This is a genomic window from Desulfatitalea tepidiphila (assembly GCF_001293685.1).
GTDB lineage: Bacteria > Desulfobacterota > Desulfobacteria > Desulfobacterales > Desulfosarcinaceae > Desulfatitalea > Desulfatitalea tepidiphila.
The window spans coordinates 2,031,110-2,056,781 of sequence record NZ_BCAG01000003.1 but is presented as its reverse complement, the minus strand read 5'-3'; the positions used below and the strand labels follow the sequence as shown (position 1 = coordinate 2,056,781).

The 25,672-nt window shown below is 59.2% G+C and carries 16 protein-coding genes and 1 riboswitch; of the genes, 14 read left to right on the top strand and 2 right to left on the bottom strand.

The window, feature by feature from the left end:
• Positions 1-58: 58 nt before the first annotated feature.
• Together DFT_RS13775 and DFT_RS13770 are read left to right on the top strand one after the other, a co-directional pair.
• Positions 59-2,278 (top strand): alpha/beta fold hydrolase, encoded by a 2,220-nt coding sequence (locus DFT_RS13775; RefSeq protein WP_054031741.1) that lies wholly within the window; start codon positions 59-61, stop codon positions 2,276-2,278.
• Positions 2,275-3,510, top strand: a complete 1,236-nt coding sequence (locus DFT_RS13770) for a M48 family metallopeptidase (protein WP_054031740.1) — start codon at positions 2,275-2,277, stop codon at positions 3,508-3,510. The genes DFT_RS13775 and DFT_RS13770 overlap by 4 nt, the downstream gene beginning before the upstream one ends.
• 304 nt (positions 3,511-3,814) lie before the next feature.
• Here the strand turns inward: DFT_RS13770 and DFT_RS13765 are convergent, their stop codons facing one another.
• Positions 3,815-4,639, bottom strand: coding sequence for a P-loop NTPase family protein (locus DFT_RS13765; protein WP_152971988.1), 825 nt, complete (start codon positions 4,637-4,639; stop codon positions 3,815-3,817).
• 172 nt (positions 4,640-4,811) lie between these two features.
• Positions 4,812-6,899 (bottom strand): elongation factor G, encoded by a 2,088-nt coding sequence (gene fusA, locus DFT_RS13760; RefSeq protein WP_054031739.1) that lies wholly within the window; start codon positions 6,897-6,899, stop codon positions 4,812-4,814.
• A gap of 809 nt (positions 6,900-7,708) precedes the next feature.
• Between fusA and DFT_RS13755 the strand changes: the two genes are divergently transcribed.
• The 12 genes from DFT_RS13755 to DFT_RS13700 all read left to right on the top strand — a co-directional run bounded on the left by DFT_RS13755 (position 7,709) and on the right by DFT_RS13700 (position 25,668).
• The gene (locus tag DFT_RS13755) at positions 7,709-9,595 is read left to right on the top strand and encodes a bifunctional acetyl-CoA hydrolase/transferase family protein/GNAT family N-acetyltransferase (RefSeq protein ID WP_054031738.1); all 1,887 of its coding nucleotides are present in this window, start codon (positions 7,709-7,711) and stop codon (positions 9,593-9,595) included.
• Positions 9,592-10,263 (top strand): 16S rRNA (guanine(527)-N(7))-methyltransferase RsmG, encoded by a 672-nt coding sequence (gene rsmG, locus DFT_RS13750; RefSeq protein ID WP_054031737.1) that lies wholly within the window; start codon positions 9,592-9,594, stop codon positions 10,261-10,263. Before DFT_RS13755 ends, rsmG begins: the two co-directional genes overlap by 4 nt.
• A gap of 360 nt (positions 10,264-10,623) precedes the next feature.
• Positions 10,624-10,715: riboswitch (cyclic di-GMP riboswitch) on the top strand.
• A 66-nt stretch (positions 10,716-10,781) separates the two neighbouring features.
• Positions 10,782-13,745 carry a PKD domain-containing protein gene (locus DFT_RS13745; protein ID WP_152971987.1) on the top strand — a complete coding sequence of 988 codons (2,964 nt, stop codon included), beginning with the start codon at positions 10,782-10,784 and terminating at the stop codon, positions 13,743-13,745.
• A 350-nt stretch (positions 13,746-14,095) separates the two neighbouring features.
• Positions 14,096-16,900, top strand: a complete 2,805-nt coding sequence (gene ileS, locus DFT_RS13740; protein WP_054031735.1) for an isoleucine--tRNA ligase — start codon at positions 14,096-14,098, stop codon at positions 16,898-16,900.
• Positions 16,897-17,418, top strand: coding sequence for a signal peptidase II (gene lspA / locus DFT_RS13735; protein ID WP_235506232.1), 522 nt, complete (start codon positions 16,897-16,899; stop codon positions 17,416-17,418). Before ileS ends, lspA begins: the two co-directional genes overlap by 4 nt.
• Before the next feature lie 19 nt (positions 17,419-17,437).
• Complete coding sequence (gene holA, locus DFT_RS13730) at positions 17,438-18,901, top strand: DNA polymerase III subunit delta (RefSeq protein ID WP_054031734.1); 1,464 nt, start codon at positions 17,438-17,440, stop codon at positions 18,899-18,901.
• A 4-nt stretch (positions 18,902-18,905) separates the two neighbouring features.
• A complete protein-coding gene (gene pyk / locus DFT_RS13725) occupies positions 18,906-20,318 on the top strand; it encodes a pyruvate kinase (protein WP_054031733.1) in 1,413 nt (470 codons plus the stop codon).
• A 123-nt stretch (positions 20,319-20,441) separates the two neighbouring features.
• On the top strand, positions 20,442-21,620 hold the full coding sequence (locus DFT_RS13720; RefSeq protein ID WP_054031732.1) for an ABC transporter substrate-binding protein: 1,179 nt from the start codon (positions 20,442-20,444) through the stop codon (positions 21,618-21,620).
• Between the two features lie 299 nt (positions 21,621-21,919).
• Positions 21,920-22,843: a branched-chain amino acid ABC transporter permease gene (locus DFT_RS13715; RefSeq protein ID WP_054031731.1), complete on the top strand. Its 924-nt coding sequence runs from the start codon at positions 21,920-21,922 to the stop codon at positions 22,841-22,843.
• 22 nt (positions 22,844-22,865) lie between these two features.
• A complete protein-coding gene (locus DFT_RS13710) occupies positions 22,866-24,164 on the top strand; it encodes a branched-chain amino acid ABC transporter permease (protein WP_054031730.1) in 1,299 nt (432 codons plus the stop codon).
• Positions 24,161-24,955 carry an ABC transporter ATP-binding protein gene (locus tag DFT_RS13705; RefSeq protein WP_054031729.1) on the top strand — a complete coding sequence of 265 codons (795 nt, stop codon included), beginning with the start codon at positions 24,161-24,163 and terminating at the stop codon, positions 24,953-24,955. Before DFT_RS13710 ends, DFT_RS13705 begins: the two co-directional genes overlap by 4 nt.
• Positions 24,955-25,668 carry an ABC transporter ATP-binding protein gene (locus DFT_RS13700; protein WP_054031728.1) on the top strand — a complete coding sequence of 238 codons (714 nt, stop codon included), beginning with the start codon at positions 24,955-24,957 and terminating at the stop codon, positions 25,666-25,668. The genes DFT_RS13705 and DFT_RS13700 overlap by 1 nt, the downstream gene beginning before the upstream one ends.
• Positions 25,669-25,672: the final 4 nt, after the last annotated feature.

Below are 25,672 nucleotides of genomic sequence, written 5' to 3'. Positions count from 1 at the left end.
GACGCATGAATTCGGTCGCAATCTAAAGGTTAGCCCCAAACCTGTCAATACTTAGATTATGAATCCATTTGCGTATCGCACCACCAGCATGGTGTTCAAAACCCTCGCCAATCTTTCCAAGGCAAAGGTGGCCCTGCACGGCACGGAGAACATCCCCGAAGGCGCAAAGATTTTCGTGATCAATCACTTTACGCGCCTGGAAACCTTTTTGATGCCCTACTATCTGCACAAACTGGTGCAGACACCGATCTGGTCGTTGGCCTCCTCGGAGTTTTTCATCGGTGCCGTCGGCCGCTTCCTGGAATCCGTGGGCGCCGTCTCCACCAAGGATCCCCATCGGGACCGTCTGATCGTCAAGACCCTCTTGACCAACGAGGCCGGTTGGATCATTTTCCCCGAGGGGCGCATGGTGAAAAATAAGAAGATCATCGAGAAGGGCCGCTACATGGTTTCATATGCGGGCGGCAAACACCCGCCCCACACCGGCGCCGCCCACCTGGCCCTGCGAACCGAGTTTTACCGCCAACGTTTCATGTGGCTGGCCGAGCATGCACCGTTGGAGATGCAACGGCTGTTGCCCCTGTTCAATCTGGAGGCCATGTCCGATGTGAGTCCTTTAGGCACCTGTATCGTTCCGGTGAACATCACCTACTATCCCCTGCGGGCCAGGGAAAACCTCCTGAAAAAGATCGCCGAACGACTGGTGGAGGATCTACCCGAGAAGCTCACCGAAGAGCTCATGACCGAAGGGGCCATGCTGACTTCCGGTGTGGACATCGACATCCGCTTCGGCAAAGCCATCGAAGCGGCGCCTTACCTGCAGACCCGATCGATCCAGGCGGATATGCATAACCCGGCCTCCTTCGAGTTCGATGATCCCCTGCCGAGCGTCGGCGATTTGCGCAAAGCGGCTCTGAAGATCATGCAGCGGTACATGGAGGCCATTTACAGCATGACCACCGTGAATCACGACCATATTTTCGCTTCTGTTTTGCAACACAGCATTCGTGATAGGATTCGACTCAGCCGCTTCTGCCGGCGCGCCTTCCTGGCCATTGAACGGGGCGCATCGCCCGGTGCGACCCATTTGCATCACAGCATCGAGGAGAGCCAGAACCACCTCCTGGTCGATGACCGGTACAGCAAGCTGGAGGATTTTCTGACCGTCGCCGAACAGAGCAAGGTGCTGCGCCGGGAATCGTCTTTTATCGTCCGGAACCGACATAAACTGGGATCGCCTTTCGACTTTCATCTGGCCCGTATCGACAATCCGGTGGCCGTCATGGCCAACGAAGTCGAACCGCTGAAGCGGCTTCAACGAAAAATATCCCGGTTGTGCTGGACACCCGATGTCATTCTTCGCTCCCGAATCGCCCGCCAGATGCACCAACGCGCCGAACGAGCGTTCGAGGCGGATTACCAGCGTTTTTTCATTCAAGGCGAAACCAGGCCAAGACACATCGGGCGTCCGGTGTTGCTGCGCGGCAACCGCCGCCGGCTGGGTATCCTGCTGTGCCACGGGTACATGGCCGCACCGGCGGAGGTGAGGACCCTGGCCGACTATTTGTCCAGGAGAGGCTACTGGGTCTATCTGCCGCGCCTCAAGGGCCACGGCACCTCACCGGAGGACCTGGCGCGCTGCAGCTACCAGGATTGGATTCGATCGTTAGAAGAGGGCTACATCCTGATCCGCAACACCTGCCGTCGCGCGGTGATCGGCGGGTTTTCCACCGGGGCCGCCCTGGCCCTGGAACTGGCCAGCCGGGTGAGCGACATCGCCGGCGTATTCGCCGTTTCCACGCCCTTGCGTCTACAATATGCCGCTTCGCGCCTGGCGCCGGTGGTCGACACCTGGAACCGCTTGATGGATCGGATGCGCTGGGAAGAAGCCAAAAAAGAGTTCGTGGAAAATCGGCCGGAAAATCCGCACATCAACTATTCCCGCAATCCCATCGCCGGTGTCGTGGAGCTCGAACGCCTGATGGATTACCTGGAACCGCGTCTGGCCAACGTTCAGGCGCCCGCCCTGGTGGCCCAATCCCAGCAGGATCCGGTGGTGGATCCCAAAGGGTCCGAGCGTATCTTCCAGATGCTCGGATCCAGGGACAAGCAGTACATGGCCTTTAATTTCAACCGCCATGGCATTCTGCTCGGCGAAGGCTCCGAGCGCGTCCATCGGGTCATCGCGGACTTCGTGGACCAGGTCTTCGCCAAGGCAGCGGTGCCCGAGCGTCCGGCTCCCGCGACGATGCCGGCCGAAGAGATGTCCCAGTCATGAATGCACTGGGAATCCTTATCCTGGCCCTGCTGGTAACCCGTTCGTTGATTTCGTCGATAGCGGACTATCTCAACCTCAAGGCGTTGCGCCACCAGCTGCCGGACCAGTTCACCGGCTGGTACGACCCGGCACAATACGCCCGCAGCCAGGCCTATCTGCGCGCCAATACACATCTCGGTTGGGGGGTGGAGATTTTCGACCTGGCCGTACTGCTGCTCTTCTGGTTCGGAGGCGGATTCGCCTGGCTGGACGGTTGGGTGAGCGGCCTCGTCCTCTCTCCAGTTCCCAGTGGGTTGATCTATATCGGCGTTCTGGTCCTTTTAAAGGGCCTGTTGACGCTGCCGTTCGGGCTCTATGCCACTTTTGGGATCGAGGCCCGATTCGGATTCAACAAGACCACCTGGCGGATCTATCTGGCGGACAAGCTCAAGGCCTTGCTGCTGGGTATCGTCATCGGCGGCCCCCTGCTGGCCGCCGTTCTCTTCTTCTTCAACCATGCCGGTGACCGCGCCTGGTGCTACGCATGGGGATTCACCGTGGGGGTGATGCTGTTGATGCAATACATAGCCCCGACCTGGATCATGCCGCTGTTCAACAGGTTCAAACCATTGCCCGACGGCCCGTTGCGCGATGCCATCACGGCTTATGCGAACAGCATCGGTTTCGCATTGGACAATATTTTCGTCATGGATGGTTCGAAACGATCCACCAAGGCCAATGCCTTTTTCAGTGGATTCGGCCGGTATCGGCGGATCGTGCTGTTCGATACCCTGGTCGACAAACACACGGTGGAAGAGCTTGTGGCGGTCCTGGCCCACGAAATGGGCCACTTCAAACGGCATCACATCGTCAAGATGCTGCTCATCGGCACCGCTCAGGCGGGATTGATGTTTTTCGTGCTATCCCGGTTCATCTCCTACCCGGGGTTGTTTGCCGCGTTTTACGTTCCGGAGGTTTCCGTCCATGCAGGATTGGTCTTTTTCGGATTGCTCTATGCGCCCATGGATATGGTGCTGAGCATTGCCGTAAATGGGTTGTCCCGGCGTCACGAGTTCGAGGCCGACCGATTTGCCATGCAGACGGCGCGGGAAGGGGGGAGGGCCCTGGCTGCGGCGTTGAAGAAATTGACCGTAGACAACCTGTCCAATCTGCAGCCCCATCCCTTCTACGTTTTCTTGAACTATTCGCATCCGCCGGTGCTGCAACGTATCGAAGCCCTGGCTGGTTTATAGTTCGAAAGCAGGCGACACCTGCCGAAGGGTTGGATCCGCCCGGCAATTCCAACGCATCTGTTGAAAACAGTCGAGACGCTTTTTAAAGCGATGTCATTAACTTAAGCGGCCGTTGCCGGCGGGCGTAAAGCCCGCCCTTACACATTCGGGGAACACGAATTCGCTCGGAGGCTAAAGATATTGCCTTCACCCCCCCTATGAGGATTTGTCATAATACAAGCAGTCGCCATGGCCGGGCGTTGTAGGGGCGGGGTTTATCCCCGCCCGTAGTGAATTCGGCAGACATTTTCAGGGCCGCTTGGTACTAAACCCCCTGGATCAGCATGGTGGATGGATCCAGCACCAGCGGAGGCTGTGCTTCGGAAAGTGAGCAGCCTTTTAACGCTTTGATGTGCACGGTCTGCTCCTCGGGTTGCAGGGAGATCGCCACCTCGAACAGCTCCTGCACCGAGGACAGTTGCACCGGAAGCCCGTCCGGGGCCGGCGCCTCGTGCCGGTGGGTCGTGATGGTGAACCAGATGGGCAGGTTCAGGCGGGTTGCGAGCGCCTTCAGTTCCTTGAGCACCTCGGGAACGTCCTGGTCGAACGGCTGACCGTCGATCAAGAGAATATCCGGTTTGAAAATATTCTGCAGCGTCAAATCGGTGAGGCGCTCTTCGAGTTTGGGCGCACTGAACCCTTCAACCTGAAACGTCATGATAAAACGGTGCGGTACAATGGCGTCCCACAATTGATCCAGGTGGGTCACCTGGTATTGCTGGGCCAGCCGTCCCAACACCTCTTGATACCACAGGTCTACCTTGCCGACCGGCTCGTTCAGGCTGATATGGAGCACGTTCTTGCTGCGCAGCATGGTGTTGAGGGCGATTTGCACGATCAATGCGGTTTTGCCCACACCCGCCCGCGCCAGCACGGCGCCGAATTGGCCGGGTTCGAGAATGTCATCGTTTTCATGCCCCAGCAACCGCAGCGGATTGCGCAAGATAAGGTCTTGTTTCAACATGGCCATGCTCCTCTCCTTCAGAAGGATCACCCGACCGTTGCTGCCGTCCCTTTGCATGGACATGGCAGGCGTCCAACGGCGGGTGTTGCGGTCCGTCGGGACCGCCTCCGATTCTATCTGCGACATATTCGTGATCGTTCCAGGGGTTGTCTTAACTGGTACGCGTCCACATATAGGCAAATTGGTTCGAGATCAAGGCGCACGAAAAATAAAACCGCAGGCATGTAGTTGATATTCCGAGGATTATATTTTTCGTGCGACGCCGATATCGGGCCAATGGGCCATTTGTGGATGGGCACTAGGCCACATTCTTTTTCTTTTCGCCGACCTTCTTTGCAATCTCTTCGGCAATGGATTGCGGCACCTGTTTGTATTGGGCGAACTCCATAGTGAACTGGGCCTTGCCCTGGGTCAACGAGCGCAGCACCGTCGAGTATCCGAACATCTCGGCCAAGGGCACCTGGGATTCGATGGCGCACATGACCCCTTCGTCCTGGGTGCCGACGATCATGCCGCGACGCTGATTCAACGAACCCATGACCGGCCCTTGGAATTCGGTGGGCGTCTCGACCACCACCTTCATGATCGGCTCCTGGATCACCGGTTTGGCCTTGGCATAGGCCTGCAGGAAGCCGCCCCTCGCAGCCGCTTGGAATGCCATGTCCGAGGAGTCCACGCTGTGCGAGGCGCCATCGTTGAGTACCACGCGCACGCCGGTCACCGGGAATTCAAGTTTGGGGCCCTTGGCCATGCAGGCCCGGAACCCCTTTTCACAAGCGGGGATATACTGGGTCGGGACCGTACCGCCGACCACCTTGTTGTCAAAAATGAAATCCGCTTCGCTGCACGGCTCGATGTAGCCGGCCACGCGGCCGTATTGTCCCGAGCCGCCGGTCTGTTTTTTATGGATATAGTCGTATTCGGCCATCTGGGTAATGGTTTCCCGATAGGCGACCTGGGGAGCGCCCGTGATCACCTCGGCGCTGTATTCCCGGCGCATGCGCTCGATATAGACCTCCAGGTGCAATTCGCCCATGCCCGAAATGATCGTCTCTCCGGTCTCTTCGTTCACATGGGTCTTGAAGGTCGGGTCTTCTTTGCTGAAACGGTTCAAGGCCTTGGACATATTGATCTCGGCCTTGTGATCCTTGGGGGATATGGCCAGGGAGATGACCGGTTCGGGCACATACATGGAGGTCATGGTCAGGCGCACCTCCGGAGAGACGAAGGTGTCGCCCGAGGCGCAGTCGACGCCGAACATGGCCCCGATGAACCCGGCCGGAAGCTCGGGGATGTCTTCCATCTGGTTGGCATGCATGCGCACCAGTCGACCGATTTTTATCTTTTTACCGGTGCGCACGTTGACCACCGTATCGCCCTTGGCCAGTTTGCCCTGGTACACCCGGATATAGGTCAATTGTCCATATTGACCATCCTCGAGCTTGAAGGCCAGCGACACGGTGGGCAGCTTGGGATCGGTTTTCAGGACGACCGGCGTTTCATCGGCATTCAGGTCCAGGGCCTGGTTGACCACTTCCTCGGGGCAGGGCAGCAGAGAAACGACCGCATCCAAGAGTAGTTGTACGCCCTTGTTTTTGTAAGCCGAGCCCATGAAGACCGGGGTCAGTTTGCGCTGCAGGGTGCCGGTGCGGACCGCTTCCAGGAGCATCTGGGCCGATACGGGCTTTTCTTCCAGGACCGTCTCGGTAAGATCATCTGAAAACATGGTCGCCGCATCGATCAACGCCTCGCGTTTTTCACGGGCCGCCTCCTGCAACTCGGTCGGAATCTCTTTCTCGATGATCTTTTCGCCATTGTCTCCTTCGAAATAGAAGGCTTTCATGGTGACGAGATCCACCAGGCCCTGATGGCCGGCCTCCAGGCCGATGGGGATCTGCATGGCCACGGCATTGTGCCCCAACTTGCTGTTGAGCTGTTCGATCACCCGGAACGGATTGGCACCGCTGCGGTCGCACTTGTTTATGAAAGCAATGCACGGGACATTGTAGCGTTTCATCTGCTGATCGACGGTGATGGATTGGGACTGGACACCACCCACCGAACACAACACGAGAATGGCACCGTCGAGCACCCGCAGGGAGCGCTCCACCTCGATGGTGAAGTCCACATGCCCCGGCGTGTCGATGATGTTGATTTCATTGTTTTTCCATTGGCAAAAGGTGGCCGCCGAGGCGATGGTGATGCCCCGCTCCTTTTCCAGTTCCATGGAGTCCATGGTGGCGCCCACCCCATCCTTGCCCTTGACATCGTGGATGGCATGAATGCGCTGGGTGTAGAAAAGGATGCGCTCGGTCAATGTGGTCTTGCCGGAATCGATATGAGCGCTGATGCCGATGTTGCGTACGAATTGGGTGTTGGTGTTCATTTCTCTTTTCCTTTAATACGATCTTCACAATCCATCTGCCGTGTGCCGGCCGTCCCGCGGGTCAACTATGGCCCCAACCCAGCTGGGCTGATGGGTTAAAACAGCTTTCCTCTTTTCCATCATCCGGAGCGATGGATACGGTGTTCCTTTACCCGCAATGTGCTTTAGGGAATTACAGGAGAAAGGTTAGCCGATGATGAGCCGATTCCATGGTTTTTACCATACGGGCAAAATAAAACCCTCATTTGGAAAACCACCAAATGAGGGAATAACAACAATTAAAAACGCATTAATAGTGGTCGTAATATAGATTGTCAATAAAAAAATAATAAATTTTCAGAACATCTATTCCAACTGAAAGTGATTCGCCTTTAAGGGCAGGCCTTGCGGAAGGCGTTTGATAAAAAAATCGCAGTGCACGGACATGATAGGCGTGAGTTGGACAGGTGGCCAGGGCCACGTGAGCCATGCGGTTTAGTGTCGCTAGAATGCAAACAGCGGACAAGCGGCCCAGACTGTTTGAGCGCAGCGAGTTTCTGGGCCGCCCGCCGTGCATTTTAGCGACACTTGACCGCTTGGCGTGTGGCATCGACCGCCTGCTCAACTCACGCCGGGTTTAATGAATAGCATTTCGTTAGAATGCCTGTTTTCAGAAATGGCCGCTTGACACTTGCCGACAATTCAAGTCAAATTAGCGCCAAATTTCAAAACACCGTGCGGTCCGGCGCCAGCGGTCGCCCCGGGAACAGCTGGCCCGATATGGCACCTATCAGCCATGGGGGGATGGCACAGACAAGAAGGAGACATGGATGGACGTCAGGGAATACTGTCCCGATAAGGTGGCGAGTACCAAAGAGGCCCTTTCGCACATAAAAAACGGCAGCCGGATTTTCATCGGCACCGGATGCGGCGAGCCTCAGCATCTGATTCGATCGCTGGTTGCCAATCCGATCATTCAGGATGCGGTCATTTACCAGATGCTCTCTTTCACCCTGTCCAAATATGTCGATGACCCCAAATTTCTCCGTAGATTCGCCCTGAAGCTTTTTTTTATCAGCACCAGCATGCGCAAGGCGGCCTTCGAGGGCAAGATAGACTATCTGCCCACCTATCTGTCGCAAATCCCCAACATGTTCGCCAGCAATCGCATCGGTCTCGATGTCGCCCTGGTACAGGTCAGTCCGCCGGATCGATTCGGGTATTGCAGCCTGGGGGTGTCGGTGGATATCACCAAGGCCGGCCTGGAGGCCGCCAAGATGGTCATCGCCCAGGTCAACCCCATGATGCCCCGGACCTGGGGCGACTGTATCGTGCATGTGGATGACATCGATTACTTCGTTCTGCACGAGGAACCGCTCGTAGAAGCCGTCTCTCTGTCCAAAAACCAGGAGGTGGCCAGCCGTATCGGATATTACGTCAATCAGCTCGTGGACGACGGCGCCACCATCCAGATCGGCTTCGGCCATCTGCCCGATGCCATCCTGCCTTACCTGTCCGACAAAAAGGATCTGGGGGTGCACACTCAGGTGATCACCGACGCCTTTGTTCCGCTTCTGGAAAGGGGGGTGATCACCAACAAGAAGAAGACCCTGCTGCCCGGCCGGGTGGTGGCCTCGCTGTGCATGGGATCGGAGAAACTCTACCGTTATGTGGATGACAATCCCCAATTTTATTTCCGTTCCTCGGACTTTGTAAACGATCCCACCGTGATTGCCCGCAACGACAATCTGGTCTCCATATCTTCGGCCCTGGAGGTCGATCTGACCGGTCAGGTCTGCACCGACTCCATGGGCTACCTGTTCTACAGCGGCATCGGCGACCAGGTCGACTTTCTGCGGGGCAGCGCCATGTCGAAAGGCGGCTTTTCCATCATCGCACTGCCTTCCACGGCCCAGGGCGGTAAGGTGTCGCGTATCGTCCCCCATCTGAGCGAGGGGGCCGGCGTGGCGACCACCCGCGGCGACGTCAATTTCGTGGTGACCGAATATGGCATTGCCGAATTGAAAGGCAAGAGCATCTACCAGCGGGTCATGGAACTGGCCCAGATCGCCCATCCCAAATTCCGCGAAGAGCTGATCGATGTCGCCAAGAAACGCCATTACATCTTCGGCGACCAGCTCCCACCGGCCCAGGACGACCTGATCTTCCTGGAAAGCTACAAATCACGGGTGACCCTGCGCAACGGAAAGACCATCGAATTCCGGCCCCTGCTGCCCTCCGACGAGTTCGAATACCGCAACTTCTTCTATTCACTGAAGGAAGAGACCATCTATCTTCGGTTTTTCTACAAGATGCGCCTGTTTTCGCACGAGCACGCCCAACAGCAGTGGGCCAGCGTGGATTACCGTAAAAACATGTCACTGATCGGACTCACCCAGAAAGGCGGCCACCAGGAGATCGTGGCCATCGGCTCGTATGCCGATGAAGGCACCGGTCGTGCCGAAGTGGCCTTCGTGGTCCGGGAAGATTTCCAGGGCATGGGCGTGACCTCTCACATGCTGCCCCAATTGGAGAAGATCGCCATGGAAAACGGCTTCAAAGGTTTCACCGCCACGGTCCTCAAGGAAAATAAGGCCATGCTGCGGGTATTCAAAAAGCGCTATCCCAATGCCAAAGTCGACCTCAGCGGGGGGATCGATACCACCGTCATCATGGATTTCGATGATGCCGCCGAGGCACCCTCTGAAACGAAATGACGACCCGCATCGGCTCCGACGCATGGATCGACCTGTTGGTTCAGGGCGCTGACCGGCTGGGACATTCCCTCTCCCCGGACCAGGCGCGCCAAATGGCCCTGCATGTGCAATTGCTCCTCGAGTGGAACCAGCGCACCAACCTGACCGCCATCACCGATCCCGTGCACGTTGCCGTCAAACATTGCCTGGATGCCATCGCCCCCCTTCATTTGCTCCCGGAAGAGGGGGCGTTGCTCGATATCGGCACGGGCGGCGGTTTTCCGGGGATTCCCCTCAAGATCATGCGGCCCGATCTGGACATGACGCTCATCGACAGCGTGCGCAAAAAAATCAGTTTCGTGAATCATGTGATCCGCCAGTTGCGCCTGACGCGCATCGAGGCGCTCCATGCGAGGGCTCAAACCCTTGCGGAACAGACGGATCGCAAAGCACGCTATCAGGTGGTGGTTTGCCGGGCCCTCACCGACCTGACGACCGCCGTCAGCCTGGCATTGCCCCTGCTCGCGCCCCAGGGCCGGCTCATCGCCTACCAAGGGCCCAACGACAGCTCAGCCGAGGGCCTGGCAAGAGATGCCACAGACCTTCGAATGATTCCCATAGAAACAGTTTACTACCAACTGCCGTTTCTCGACGATAGAAGAAAAGTCTCGCTGCTGCAGCGGGTTTAATGTTGACCAATTCATTAAAAAGCCCTTGTCGGACGGCACCGTAAGAAGTTCAAGATCAAGGCGCGCGAAGTTCCGTGTCCTGAGGCGTACTTGTCGTACGCCGCAAGGACCACGGCATGAGCGCAACGCAGATATTGGGCTTCTTACGGTGCCGTCCAAGCGCGCTGTTCACATCCCGGAAAACCCTGTCTCCTTTACAATACGCCCCTGCCGGTTTAACGCAAATTTGAGGCTGCACGGCGCTCCCAGTTGAATTCGAAAAATGTGTGATCTTTGCAAGTTACCCCTATATAGGGTATCGCTCAGATTTGATGGCACCATATTTGCTAAAAATTTGTCCGGCGTCAGTTCAGATCGAACTGCCCGAAACGGCAAACCATCCGAAAGGGTGGGACGCAAAGCCACTGGCCTAAATCCTCGGCATCCGAGGACAAGGTAGCAGGGTTGCCGAAGGCAAACGATGGCTACCTCAGAGGTTGCATCGGTTGTCTAAATAAATGCACCTCGGAGGTAGCACTATGTCAGCACCATTGGGGATGGCCGCCAGGAGATCGTTCGCCTGGGTCTTGGCCATCGGAATTGTCTTTACCTTGTTTGCAACGGCTCAGGCCGCCCAGGTCACCCTGGCCTGGGACGCCAACGACCCCGCCCCGGACGGATACAGACTTTACCAGCGCACCGAAGGCGGTACATATGACTACGCGACGCCGGCCTGGAGCGGCGCTACGACAAGTGCCAGCCTGGACAATCTTGTTGACGACACCACTTACTATTACGTGGTGCGGGCTTACGTCGGGACGAATGAAAGCGGCGACTCCAATGAAGCCTCCTTCCGGTCCGAGCCGCCTGCGCCACCGACTTACACCATAACGGCGTCCGCCGGCGCTTACGGCCAGATTTCGCCGGCCGGTGTAACGACGGTGAACGCCGGCGAAAGCCAGGTCTACGCAATCACCGCCTTGGCGGGTTTCCACGTTGCCGATGTCCTCATTGACGGAGTGTCGGTGGGTGCGGTGACCAGCTACACGTTCAGTTCGGTCAGCGCCGGTCACACCATCAGCGCGACCTTTGCGGCCAATACTTACACGATCGCATCCTCGTGCGGATCCAACGGCACGATCAGCCCGTCCGGCAATACGAGCGTGGTTTATGGCGGCAATCAGACCTACTCGATTTCGCCGGCCAGCGGCTATCGCGTGAGCAACGTGACGGTGGACGGGGTGTCGGTGGGCGCGGTGACCAGCTACACGTTCAGTTCGGTCAGCGCCGGTCACACCATCAGCGCGACGTTTGCGGCCAATACTTATACGGTCGCATCTTCGTGCGGATCCAACGGCACGATCAGCCCGTCCGGCACTACGAGCGTGGTTTATGGCGGCAATCAGACCTACTCGATTTCGCCGGCCAGCGGCTATCGCGTGAGCAACGTGACGGTGGACGGGGTGTCGGTGGGCGCGGTGACCAGCTATACTTTCCGTACGGTCAGCAGCAACCACACCATCGCAGCGACTTTCGCAGTCAACACCTATACGATTTCGGCCTCGGCCGGCCAGGGGGGATCGATCGAACCGACCGGGCAGGTGACCGTCAACAGCGGTGCCAGTCAGGCGTTCACCATCCGTGCCGACAACGGATATGACGTCGAGGCGGTCATGGTCGACGGCCGGGACGTGGGAGCCGTGGAGAGTTATACCTTCAGCACGGTGTCGGGCAACCATGCGATCGGCGTGACGTTCGTGCAATCCAATCAACCGCCCACGGCCGATGCCGGACCGGATCAGACCGTGGAGGAGGCCATGGAAGTGACCTTGAGCGGGCGCAACTGCGTAGACCTGGACGATGGCATCGCCACCTTTGCCTGGCAACAGACCCAGGGCACCCCGGTGGCATTGAGCGATCCCACGGCAGCCGAGACATCCTTCATCGCACCCGATGTCGACGTCGAAGGCCAGGCCCTGGTTTTCGAACTCACCGTTACCGATCACAGCGGCGCCGTGGCCGCTGACAGTTGCATCGTCAACGTCTCCTGGGTCAACGAAGCGCCGACAGCGCAGGCCGGTGCCGATCAAACCGTCACCGAAGGCCAGGTGGTGGTGCTCGACGGCAGCAACTCGGTCGACCCGGATAACGGCATCTCCCTTTACCAATGGCGCCAGATCCAAGGACCGGTGGTGGCATTATCCGATAGCACGGCGGTGCGGCCCGCCTTCACGGCCCCGGATGTGGATCTGCAAGGCATTTCGCTCCTGTTCGAACTGACCGTGACCGACGGCGGCGGGCTGCAGGATACCGACCGCTGCATCGTCACCGTGGGGTGGAACAACACCCAACCGGCGGCCGACGCCGGCCCGGATCAGCAAGTGGTTGAAGGGCAGGAGGTCTACCTGGACGGTTCCAACTCCAGCGATCCGGATGACGGCATCGCCGCCTACCAATGGCGCCAGACCAAGGGTCTGCCGGTGGTCCTGTCCGATGCAACGGCAGTTCAACCCATGTTCGTCGCTCCTAATGTCGGGCCCGAAGGGGCAACGCTGACCTTTCAATTGACCGTGACCGATCAGGGGGGGCTGCAGCATGACGACACTTGTATGGTCAACATCTCCTGGGAAAACATCGCCCCCACGGCCGATGCCGGACCAGACCAGACGGTGAGCGAAGGCGTGACGGTACATTTGGACGGCACTGCTTCGAGCGATCCGGATGACGGTATCAGCGCCTATCGTTGGCATCAGATCAGCGGACCGGCCGTCGCCTTTTCCGACGCCCAGGCCGCCCGGCCCACCTTCCAGGCGCCGGATGTCGGTCCGGAGGGTGCGTCGTTGACTTTCCAACTGACCGTCGTCGATTACAGTGGATTGCAGCGTGAGGACGATTGCATCGTCAACGTGACCTGGCAAAACGTGCCGCCGGTGGCCGATGCCGGTGAAGACCAGGAAGCGGCAGCCGGAAATGTGGTGACCATCGACGGATCGGCCTCCTGGGACGGCGACGATGGCATCGGCACCTATCGGTGGCGCCAAGTCTCCGGCACCTCGGTGACCCTGGACAACACGACTTCGGCCGTTACCCGCTTCATGGCCCCGTTGGTTACCATGGACACCTCCCTTGAGTTCGAGTTGACGGTGAAGGACAGCGGCGGTCTGCAAAGCGTGGATCGCTCCCGCGTCCTGGTTCACGCGGCGGCGCCGGTCATCGATACGACCGCTCCGGAAGTCGACATCACATCTCCCGATGCGTCTTTTTATATGATAAGGACCTCCAAGATCGCCTTGAAAGGTCTGGCGTCCGACAACCAACAGGTCGTGCGCGTGGTGTGGCAAAATGACCGCGGCGGCAGCGGCCAGGCCATTGGGACAACGGCCTGGGAAATCCCCGAGATCAAGCTGAGCCGCTGGTTCAACACCATCACCGTGACGGCCTACGACGCCGCCGGAAACCAGCAATCGGCCCGGCTCCTGGTATTCGCGGGCATTTGGCGGTAGCGAGGAGGGCTCTAACTGGAAATCCTGGGTGGCGGATGGTCGACCATCCGCCACCCTGGTTTCAAAAGCCTCGGATGTCACCGCTTTTGTCGAAACCCAACTCCCGGGCGGGCGTAAAGCCCGCCCCTGCACAATTGGGGGCCATTTTGCGATGCGGTTGCCAATTGACGCGGCCTCGTAGGGGCGGGGTTTATCCCCGCCCATTGTATCCTCCAGTCCCATCCCTCACTAAATGTCCGTCCGCACCGGCCGGCGCGCCAGCCTTTCCCGACAATCTCATTCCTTGACATGGGCATTGATTGACATTAAAAATGCCAGTTTATTATCACGTACGCACCTTGGAGGATGCAATGGACTACAAGCAGACCCTCAATTTACCGGACACCGCGTTTCCCATGAAGGCGAATCTTTCGCAGCGCGAACCGGAGCAACTCAAGCAATGGGAAACCCAAAAGCTCTACACCGTGACACGTAGCGCTTCGACCGGCCGGCCGCCGTTTATCCTCCACGATGGCCCGCCATACGCCAACGGCCACATTCACATCGGCACCGCCCTGAACAAGATCCTTAAGGATTTCATCGTCCGATCCCGCCAGATGTTCGGCTTTGACGCCGTATACGTACCCGGCTGGGATTGCCACGGCCTGCCCATCGAGCACAACGTGGAAAAAGAGCTGGGGCCACGTAAACAGGAGATGAGCCAGGCCGAGATTCGGCGCCACTGCCGCGCCTATGCGGAAAAATTTATCGACATCCAGCGCAGCGAGTTCAAGCGCCTCGGCGTACAGGGCGATTGGGAAGACCCTTATCTGACCATGAACTACCCCTATGAGGCGGTCATTGCGAAGGAGTGCTGCAAATTCGCATTGAACGGCGGCCTGTTCCGCAGCAAGAAGCCGATCTACTGGTGCTGCAGCTGCCAGACCGCCCTGGCCGAAGCCGAAATCGAGTACAAGGACGAGACCTCGCCATCGATCTACGTGAAATTCGAACTGCTCGACGACCTGTCGGCGCAGCTGCCGGGCCTGGCCGGACGGAAGGTTTCGGTGGTGATCTGGACCACCACGCCCTGGACCCTGCCGGCCAACCTGGCCATCGCCCTGCATCCCGAGTTCGATTACGCCGCAGTGGAGATCGATGGCGGCGAGGTCCTGATCCTCGCACGGGAGCGCATCGCGGCCTGCATGGCCGCCTTCGGCATTTCCGATTACCGGGTCCTCGGCGATTTGGCGCCGGCCTTCCTGGAGAAAAAGCGCTGCCGGCATCCCCTCTACGACCGCGAATCGATCATCGTCCTCGGCGACCATGTCACCCTGGATACCGGCACCGGCTGCGTGCACACCGCACCGGGTCACGGCCGCGAAGACTACGAAGTGGGATTGAAGTACGACCTGGATGCCTACTCGCCGGTCGACGACCGGGGGCTTTTCACCGACGAGGTCGGCCTCTTTGCCGGTCAATTCGTTTTCAAAGCCAACGAGACGATCACCGCCGCGCTCCAGGAAAACGGGACATTGCTGGCCAAGGAGCACATCACCCACTCCTATCCCCACTGCTGGCGCTGCAAGCGGCCGGTGATCTTCCGGGCCACCCCTCAATGGTTCATCTCCATGGACAAGACCGGACTGCGCAAGGCGGCCCTGAAGGCCATCGATCAGGTCAAATGGATTCCCCACTGGGGCCGGGAGCGCATCTACGGCATGATCGAGAACCGGCCGGACTGGTGCGTGTCGCGCCAGCGTGCCTGGGGTGTGCCCATCACGGTATACTACTGCACGCGTTGCGGCGCCACCCATATGACAACGGACCTGATGGAGAAGATCCACGACCTCTTCGCGGTCCACGGCGCCGATGCCTGGTTCGGGCCCGAAGCCGATGGATTGCTGCCCCCCGGCACCACCTGCAGCCAGTGCGGCGGCGACAGCTTCGAGCGGGAGACCGATATCCTGGACGTGTGGTTCGATTCCGGCGTGAGCCATGTGGCCGTGCTCGAGGCGCGCGAGAACCTTCGCTGGCCGGCCGATCTCTACCTGGAAGGCTCGGACCAGCACCGCGGCTGGTTTCACAGCTCGCTGCTCACCGCCATCGGCACGCGGAACCAGGCCCCTTACAAGGCCGTGCTCACCCACGGTTTCGTGGTCGACGCCGAGGGCAAGAAGCAGTCCAAATCCCTGGGCAACGTGGTGGCGCCCAAGGAGGTGATCGACAAATACGGCGCCGAAATCCTGCGCCTGTGGGTATCGGCTTCGGATTACCGGGACGACATCCGTATCTCCGACAAGATCCTCAAGCAATTGACCGACGCTTATCGCCGCATCCGCAATACGAGCCGATTCCTGCTGGGCAACCTGAACGATTTCGATCCGGCCGCGCACGGCGTGCCGACCGAACAGATGCTGCCCATCGACCGCTATGCGCTGCACAGCCTGCAGACCCTCATCGGCCGTTGCCGCAAGGCCTACGATGCCTTTGAATTCCACGTGATCTACCACAGCCTCTACAACTACTGCACGCTGGACCTGTCGGCCTTCTACCTCGATATTCTCAAGGACCGGCTCTACACCTCGCCGCCCGAATCGCCCGAACGCCGCAGCGCCCAGACGGCGCTGTACCGGATCGCCGACAACCTGGCGCGGCTCATGGCCCCGATCATGGTCTTCACGGCCGAGGAGATCTGGCGATACCTGCCCGGCGCGGCCCGGCGCGCCGCAAGCATCCATCTGACCGATATGCCCCAGGCCGACGACGGGCTGCGCGACGAACGGCTGGCCGAACAGTGGCAGGCCATCAAATCGGTGCGCGCCGAGGTGACCAAGGCCCTGGAAGAGGCGCGCGCCGACAAACGCATCGGTCACTCCCTGGCTGCGGAAGTGACGCTGGGACTGAGCCAAGGGCTCTACGAACAGCTGCTTCCCTACCAGGAAGAGCTGCGTTCAATCCTGATCGTCTCCAAGGCCGACATGCAGCTCGGCGAGTTCGAGGACGGCTATCGCAATCCTGAGACACCGGGCGTCACCGTAAGGGTGACCGCGGCGGCCGCCCAGAAGTGCGAACGCTGCTGGGTACACGATCCGTCCGTGGGGGGCAGCGCCGATCACCCGGGCATCTGTGAACGCTGTTACGGCCACCTGAAGGCCATGGGAAAGGCCTCATGATGGCCGACTCCGTACCGGCAGGCGTTGGCAGACAGGTGTTCTCGAAATACCTGTGGTTCACCCTTTTCGCATCGGGCGTGGTCATCCTGGATCAACTCACCAAGATGCTGGTGCTGCGCTACCTGCCGTTGCACAATTCGGTCGCCGTCATCCCCGGTTTTTTCAGCCTCACCCACGTGCGAAACCCCGGCGGCGCATTCGGTTTCCTGGCCCAGAACGACTCACCCCTGCGGCATTGGCTGTTCCTGCTGGCCGCGGTGTTCGCCCTGGGCATGATTCTCTATTTGTACCATCAGACTCCCCGCTCGCGGCCCTTTTTCGGATTTGCGCTGGCCCTGATCTTCGGCGGCGCCATCGGAAATCTCATCGACCGCCTGCGGTTCGGTGAAGTGGTCGACTTCCTCGACGTGTATGTGGGCTATCTGCACTGGCCCACATTCAACATGGCCGACAGTGCCGTGACCGTTGGCGTGATCATTTTCCTGCTCCATCTGGTTACCAAAAAAGTGCCGCTATGAACGGCGTTCGCACTACGCCATGACCGAAATCGCCTACAACCAGATCGGCGCCTATCTGCAAAAGACGGCCGTGTCCAAAACGCCGCGGGTTTGCCTGATTCATGGCGAACCTGAACTGGTTGCCCAGTCCGCGGCCGCACTGCTCGACCATCTGCTGGGCACAGATCCCGGCGCCCGGGATCTGTGCTGCGATGTCATCGATGGCCTCTCCGAAAATATCCCCGATTTGATCGAACGCCTCAACACCTATGCCCTGGTGGCGGGTCCGAAGGTGTACTGGTTCAAGGAGGCCAGGCTTTTCGACACCGCCGGCCGCCATCAACGCATATTCGATCAGACGCAGCAGGCTTACGAGGGCGACAACATCCCACAGGCGGCGAAACTGTTATTCAGCCTCTGTGTGGAAGTGGGGTTCGATCCGGCCGGCGCCGGCTATCGTCAACTGCCGGCGGAGCTGGAGCCCTTTCAGGAAGCCTTGGGCGAGGGAGGCCTGCGCCGGTTGATCGATCACATGCAGGCGCAGGGATGGTCCCTTTCAAAAGCATCCGACGATGTTCAAAACCTTGTCGACGCCATCGAGAAAGGATTTCCACCCAACCATTACTTGATGATCACCGCCGGCACGAAGGTACCCAAAAACCGTAAATTCTACAAATGTGTCGAGGGCCGGGGTCTCGTCGTCGACTGCCACGTCCCGCTGGGTGAGCGCAAAGCCGATAAGGCGGCCCAGGAGACCGTGCTCAGGGAGATTGCGGATCGCGCTCTTCGCGGCGCCGGCAAAGAAATGAATCCCGGCCTGTTGGCCCAGGTGGTCCGACTAACAGGATTCGATCCGGCCACCTTTCGGAACAATATCGAAAAACTGATCGATTACAGCGGCCCGCGACCGGAAATCACGCGGGAGGATATCGACAGTATCCTGAATCGCTCTAAAAGCGATCCGATCTTTGAATTGACCAATGCTGTGGCCGAACGCAATCTCCAATCCGCCCTTTTTTATCTCAATACCCTGCTGGCCAACGAATTCCACCCGCTTCAGGTAGTGTCGGCCCTGGCCAACCAGATGCGCCGGCTCTTGATCGCCAAGGATTTTGTTCGAAGTACCTACGGCCGCGACTGGCAAAAAAGTATGTCTTTCCCGCAATTCCAAAACAGCGTCTTTCCGGCCATCCAGCAGTACGATGCCCACATCGCATCGGAAAGGTCCCAGTGGGAACCGGCTGAATCCAAAGACCTGCGGCAGGGCGGCGGCAAGGGGGCCAAAAAGCCCTCGGCCGAACTGGCCCTTGCATCCGGCATCGGTAGCGCGTATCCTGTCTTCCAAACGCTGCTCAAATCCGAAAATTTCACCCAGGAAGAATTGATCGCCGTTTTGGCACAACTGGGCGAGGCCGACATCCGTCTCAAATCCTCGAGCCAGGACCCGGTCCTGGTCGTCAAGCACCTGGTGATGGCGGTTTGCCACCGAACAGGAGGAACCTGACCGCATGACCCTACCTAAGACCAAAATCGTTTGTACCATCGGGCCGGCGAGCCGTTCGCCGCAGATTCTGGAGGCGCTCATGGAAAGAGGCATGAGCGTGGCGCGCCTCAATTTCTCCCATGGCACCCATGAGGATCACGGGCGGATCATCCGTGATCTGCGTGCGGCATCGGTCAAGGCCGGACGTCCCATCGCGATCCTGCAGGATTTGTGCGGGCCCAAAATCCGTGTGGGCGAACTGCCCGAGGCCGGCATCCCGCTCGCCCCCGGCCAAATCATCACCCTGACCAACGACAAGGCGCCGCAGCAGCCGCTGCATGTGCCCGTGAGCTATGGGGATCTGCCGTCGCAGGTGAAGGTCGGCGACAGGATTTTGTTGGCCGACGGCCTCATGGAACTGAGCGTGGAACGCACATCGACCTCGGAGATCCTGTGCCGGGTGATCACCGGCGGGCTGCTGACATCCCACAAAGGGATCAACCTGCCCACCAGCACGCTTTCCATCCCCGCCATGACGGAAAAGGACCGCAGGGACCTTATCTTCGGGCTTGAGAACGACGTGGATTTCGTGGCCCTTTCATTCGTGCGTACTGCCGGGGACGTGCATGCCATCAAAAGGATCATCCACCAGCACAACAAACAGACCCCGGTGATCGCCAAGATCGAAAAGCACGAAGCCGTCACCAATGCCGACGCCATACTGGCCGCTGCCGACGGCATCATGGTGGCCCGCGGCGACCTTGGCGTCGAAATTCCTCTGGAAAACGTCCCCACGATCCAGAAGCAGCTGGTGCGCAAGGCCAACAATCTGGGAAAGCCGGTGATCATCGCCACCCAGATGCTGCGCTCGATGGTCGACGCCCCGCGTCCCACCCGGGCCGAAGCGGCCGACGTGGCGAACGGCGTCCTGGACGGCGCCGATGCCGTGATGCTCTCCGAGGAGACGGCCAGCGGACAGCACCCGGTCGAGGCCGTGCGTTACATGGCATTGATCGCACACAGCGCCGAACAGAACTACCCGCACTCCTATTACCTGCGAACGACGCCCTCCAAGATCGACATCGCCGGATCGGTGGCCCTGGCCGCCTGCACCCTGGCTAAAAATCTCAATGCGGCCGCCATCGCCGCCACCACCCGCAGCGGTTCAACGGCAGCCCAGATCGCCCGCTATCGGCCCGCGCAACCCATCGTGGCCCTCTCTCCGGACGCGAACGCCGTGCGTCGACTGGCCCTCTTCTGGGGCTGTATTCCCGCATTTCTCGATAACATCGAGGATACCGACGCCATGGTCGAGCAGGCCGCCACGGCCGCCCTGGAAAAGGGTTACCTGCATAAGGGCGACAAGCTGGTGATCACGGCCGGCCGTCCGATCTGGGAGACGGGAACGACCAATATGCTGTGGGTCAAGGTACTGTGACTTTAAACATTGAAACCACCGTCCGCCCTATGCTATCAGTCCCCGAATCATTTCCCTGCCATCAGCCACCCATCCGGGAAATGTCGTTCATCTCACCGTAGATGCAAAGAGAAGGAGGAGGTTATGCGTAAATTATCGACGGTCCTGGTTCTGGTTTTTTCGGTCATGCTCGTGATGGTTTTCATCTCCTGCGGCAAGAAGCGCGAAACCATCATCAAAATCGGCATCAACGCCCCCATCACCGGCGACATTCCCAAGGTGGGCGAGGGCAGTAAGTTCGCGGCCCAGATGTGGCTCGAAGACATCGAAAAGGCCGGAGGCCTTCAGGTGGGCGATAAGAAGTACCCGGTGGCCCTGGTCATCGAGGACAACGAGTCCAAGGCCGAATCCGCGGTCAAGGCCAACACCAAAATGATCACCGAAGACGGCGTGATGGTGATCATCGGCCCGCAATCCTCCAAGCAGGCGGTCCCGGCCGGCGGCGTGGCCAACGACTACCAGACGCCTATGATCAGCCCCTGGTCCACCAACCCCGATACCACCAAGGATCGTCCCTTCGTGTTCCGCGCCTGTTTCCTCGATCCGTTCCAGGGGCCGGTTGCGGCCAAGTTCGTCAAGGAAGAGTTCGGGTTCACCAGGGCGGCGGTATTGTACGACGTGGCCAGTGATTATCCCAAGGGGCTGGCCGAGTTCTTCAAAAAGGCGTGGGAAGAGATCAATGGCCCCGATTCAGTGGTGGCCTACGAGAGTTTTACCACCAAGGACACCGACTTCAGCTCCCAGCTGACCAAGATCAAGGACAGCGGCGCCGAGTTTCTCTTCACCCCGCAGTACTACAACGAAGTGGCCTTGATCGTGAAGCAGGCTCATGAACTCGGTTTCAACAACCCGATCATCGGCTCCGACAGCTGGGGCTCGGCCGAGACCGTCAGCCTGTGCGGAGAAGATTGCTACGGCCTCTTCTTCAGCACCCATTACGCGGCTGCAGGCGCCCAGGGCGCGACCAAGGAATTCATCGACCGGTATCAGCAGAAGCATGGCTACGTGCCCGACGATGTAGCGGCCCTGACATGGGATGCCATCCGACTGGCCCAGCAGGCCATCGAGAACACCGGCGGATTGACCGGCGACGTCAAGAAGGATCGCATCGCCGTGCGCGACCAACTCGCCAAGATCAAGGACTTTGCGGGCATCACCGGCAACATGACCTTCACCGAAGAGGGCGACCCGATCAAATGCGCGGTGATCGTGCGCATCAGCGATCAGGGCGAATACGAGTTCTACAAGCAGGTGTGTCCGTAGTTCGGGCTGCGCCCGAAAGTTAAAGATAGAAGTTTAAAGTGTAAAGTTTGAAGTTTAAATTGAAGGTATGCTGTCTATTCGATTTGGCGGATCGGCGGCGGCCTTCGGGGGTAGAACAGGCTGACGGGTTTCAGCCCGATTGTTTGTTGGGAACATTGGGGCGGGGATAAACCCCGCCCCTTCAAGGCCGGAAGTCAAAAAAGGCCTGTGTATTTTCCTGCGGATGTGTAGGGGCGGGGTTTGCCCCCGCCCGAAATCACGTCCAGGACTGTTACAGGGAGGTGGAACCGGGAGCGCCAATGGCTTTCTTTCTTCAAAATGTGATCAATGCGCTGCAGTGGGGCAGCTTCTATGCCCTGATCGCTCTGGGCTACTCCATGGTGTACAGCATCCTGATGCTGTTCAACTTCACCCATGGCGATATCTTCATGACCGGGACCTATATCGGTTTCGGCGTGGCCACGGCCCTTGTGGCCCTGGCCACCGCCCTGAGCTGGTCCATGCCCGGGTGGCTGCTGCTGGTGCTCACCATCATTATCGCCATGTTTCTCACATCGATTTTGGGCGTGGTGGTCGAGCGCGTGGGTTATCGTCCCCTGCGCGAGGCGCCGCGGGCCTCGGCGGCCATCACGGGCCTGATGATCGGCATCATGCTCGAATATGGCAATCTGGCCATTCTCGGCACCCAGCGGTATAACTTCCCCTCGATCATCGAGACGGCCACCTATGATGTCGGCGGGGTGTTCTTGACCAACAAGAAGATCCTGATCGTGGGCGTGGCCCTGCTGTTGATGATCGCCCTGCACCAGTTCATCCACAAGACCCGCTGGGGCATGGCCATGCGCGCCATGTCCTATGACTTTCAAGTGGTGCCGCTGATGGGGGTCTCGCTCAATGTCATCGCACCCATGACCTTTGCCATCGGCTCGGCCCTGGCCGCCGCCGGCGGAATCTTGTACGGCATGGCCTACCCGGTGCTCGACCCCTTCATGGGCATTCTCCTCGGCTGGAAGTCTTTCGTGGCCGCGATCCTCGGTGGCCGGGGGTCGATTCTGGGTGCGGCTCTGGCCGGGTTTCTACTGGGTTTCATCGAGATCTTCACCGCCATGGTTTTTCCCTCGACCTTCAGGGACCTCATCGCCTACAGCATCATCCTGTTGATTTTAACTTTCCGGCCCTACGGGTTTTTTGGACAGGCCCACAGCGCTCAATTGAGGCTCTGATCAGGGGAAGACAAGGCATCTCATGGCAACACAAATACCCCAAACCGCAACATCTGAACATGCTACCGCCGGATTATTGCCGCGCATCGGCCGTTCGCTGGCCACGGTGCCTGCGCTCGGATGGCTGGTCGGCGTCTTGTGCGCGGTGATCATCGAATACGTCATCGGCGACACGCTGGCCGTCATGCTCTATCTGCCCAAGGTGCCGGCCCTCTTCGGCACCACCCTGGTGCTGAAACAACCGCTGCTTTTCCCATCCGCGCTGCTGTTCGTTCTCCTGGTCTACGTGCTGCCCATCGGTGCGGTGGCGCGGCTGTCGGCCGGATGGACCAACCGTGCGGCCGTTGCTCTGGAGCGTGTCCCCATCTGGTTGTCGGTCCTGGTGCACCTGGGCCTGCTTTACGCAGTGCTGCACGTCTGGACCGAGGCCAGCGACTATCGGCTGCAGGTGGCCAAGCTGATCATGATCGCCGTCATGCTCACCCTGAGCATCAACGTGATCAACGGCTATATGGGGGAGTTTTCCTGCTCCCACCCCGGCTTCATGGCGCTGGGCGCCTATGCCAGTTCGGTGTTTACTCTTTTGCTGTTCAAGCAGGACCGCCTGTTCGGTGCGGCCCTGCTGCCCGAGAGCCTGGGGCCGTACTTCTTTCCTATCGCCCTGGTCATTGGCGGCGCGGCGGCAGCACTGGGTGCGCTGGTGGTGGCCATCCCATCGTTTCGCACCCGGGGCGACTACCTGGCGATCATCTCCCTGGCCTTCATGTTCATCGTGAAAAGCGCCATCGAGAACATCGAGCCCATCGGCGGTCCGCGCGGCATGGGCGGTCAGCCCCACTGGTCGACCCTGCCGGCCGTTTTCGCCGGCATGGCCATATGCATATGGATCATCAATAATTTCGTGCGCTCGACCATGGGCAAGGCCCTCAACGCCGTGCGCGACAATGAAATCGCGGCCGACGCCATGACAGTCAACACCCGGCGTACCAAGATGGTGGCCTTCATGTTCGGCGCCTTCTGGGCCGGAGTGGCCGGCGGTTTCTACGCCCACGAGGTGCGACATGTCACGCCGGGAAGCTTCGGCATCCAGATGCTGGCCGAAATCCTGGCCATGGTCTACTTCGGCGGGCTCAATTCCGTGGTCGGTTCCATCGTCGGTGCGGTGAGTATCAGCATGATCAGCGAGATCCTCAAACCACTGCAGCTTTACAAATGGATCATCATTCCGCTGATCTTGATCCTGGTGATGATTTTCAGGCCCACGGGACTGGTGGCCTTCCGTGATTTCGACATCAAACGCATCCTGGGGGCCAGACGATGAACGCCGCCGCACACAACCATCCGCCGCTGCTCGAGGTCATCGAGATGACCCATTTCTTCGGAGGACTGCGGGCGGTTCACGACTACAACCTGACCCTCTTGCCCGGCCAGATCCGGGGCTTGATCGGCCCCAACGGCGCGGGCAAGACCACGATTTTCAACCTGATCACCGGCATTCATACCCCCACGGGGGGACGGGTCGAGTTGGAAGGCCGCAGCCTCGTGGGACTGCGGCCGCACCAGATCGCGGCCAGTGGCCTGGGACGCACTTTTCAGAACATGCTGCTGTGGCGCCATATGACCGTGCTCGAGCATGTCAGGCTGGCCCACTACGCCCAACTCAAGTACGGCCTGGCCGGCGCCTTTTTCGGATCGCGGCTGAGGTATGCCGAAGAGCAGCGCGTGGAGGACAATTCCATGCGTCTGCTGGAAACCTTCGATGTGGCCCGGTTTGCCGATCAGATCGTCACCAATCTGCCTTACGGCGTGCAGCGCCGGGTGGAGATGGCCCGGGCCATGGCTACCGAGCCCAAGGTGCTTTTCCTGGACGAACCCACGGCCGGCATGACGCCCGAGGAACTGGTGCAGATGATCGGCATCATCCGCAAGATCCACCAGGAGTTCAAGGTGGCCATTCTGCTCATCGAGCACCGGCTCAAGTTCGTCATGGAGCTTTGCGAACGCATCCAGACCCTCGTGTTTGGCGAAGTGATCGCCGAGGGGACGCCCGAAGAGATCAAGAACAACCCGGATGTCATCGAGGCCTATCTGGGCAAGGAAGAGGTCGCCTGATGCAGTTGACAGTGGAAAATTTGCATGTATCCTACGGCCAGATCAAGGCGCTGCACGGGCTCGGCTTTTCCATCGCCCAGGGTGAGATCGTCTGTATTATCGGCGCCAACGGGGCGGGCAAAAGCACGACCTTGCGGGCCATATCCCGGCTGGTGGATGCGGAAAAAGGGTCGCACATGGTCTTTGAGGGCAAAGACCTGCTCAAATATCAACCGGACAAGGTGGTCAGTGAGCTGGGCATTTCCCATGTGCCCGAAGGCCGCCGCCTGTTCGGCAACCTGACCGTCATGGAAAACCTGCAACTGGCCACCTTCGCCCGCCGGGACCGGGGATCGATCAAGGAGAACCTGGAGACCGTATTCGAGATTTTTCCCAGGCTGCTCGAACGCGAATCGCAACTCTCCGCCACCCTCAGCGGCGGTGAACAACAGATGCTGGCCGTGGGAAGGGCCTATATGACCGGCCGGAAGATGATGCTGCTCGACGAACCCTCCATGGGGCTGGCGCCGCTGATGATGCTCTCCATGTTCGATGCCCTCAAGGAGATCAACCGCGCCGGCACCACCATCCTGCTGGTCGAACAGAACGCGCGCCTGGCCCTCAAATTCGCCCAGCGCGGCTATGTGATCGAAAACGGACGGATTGTTTTGGAAGGCGAATCCCGGGCCTTGCTTGAGAACCCGGAAGTCAAGAAGGCCTATCTGGGAGGATAATTAA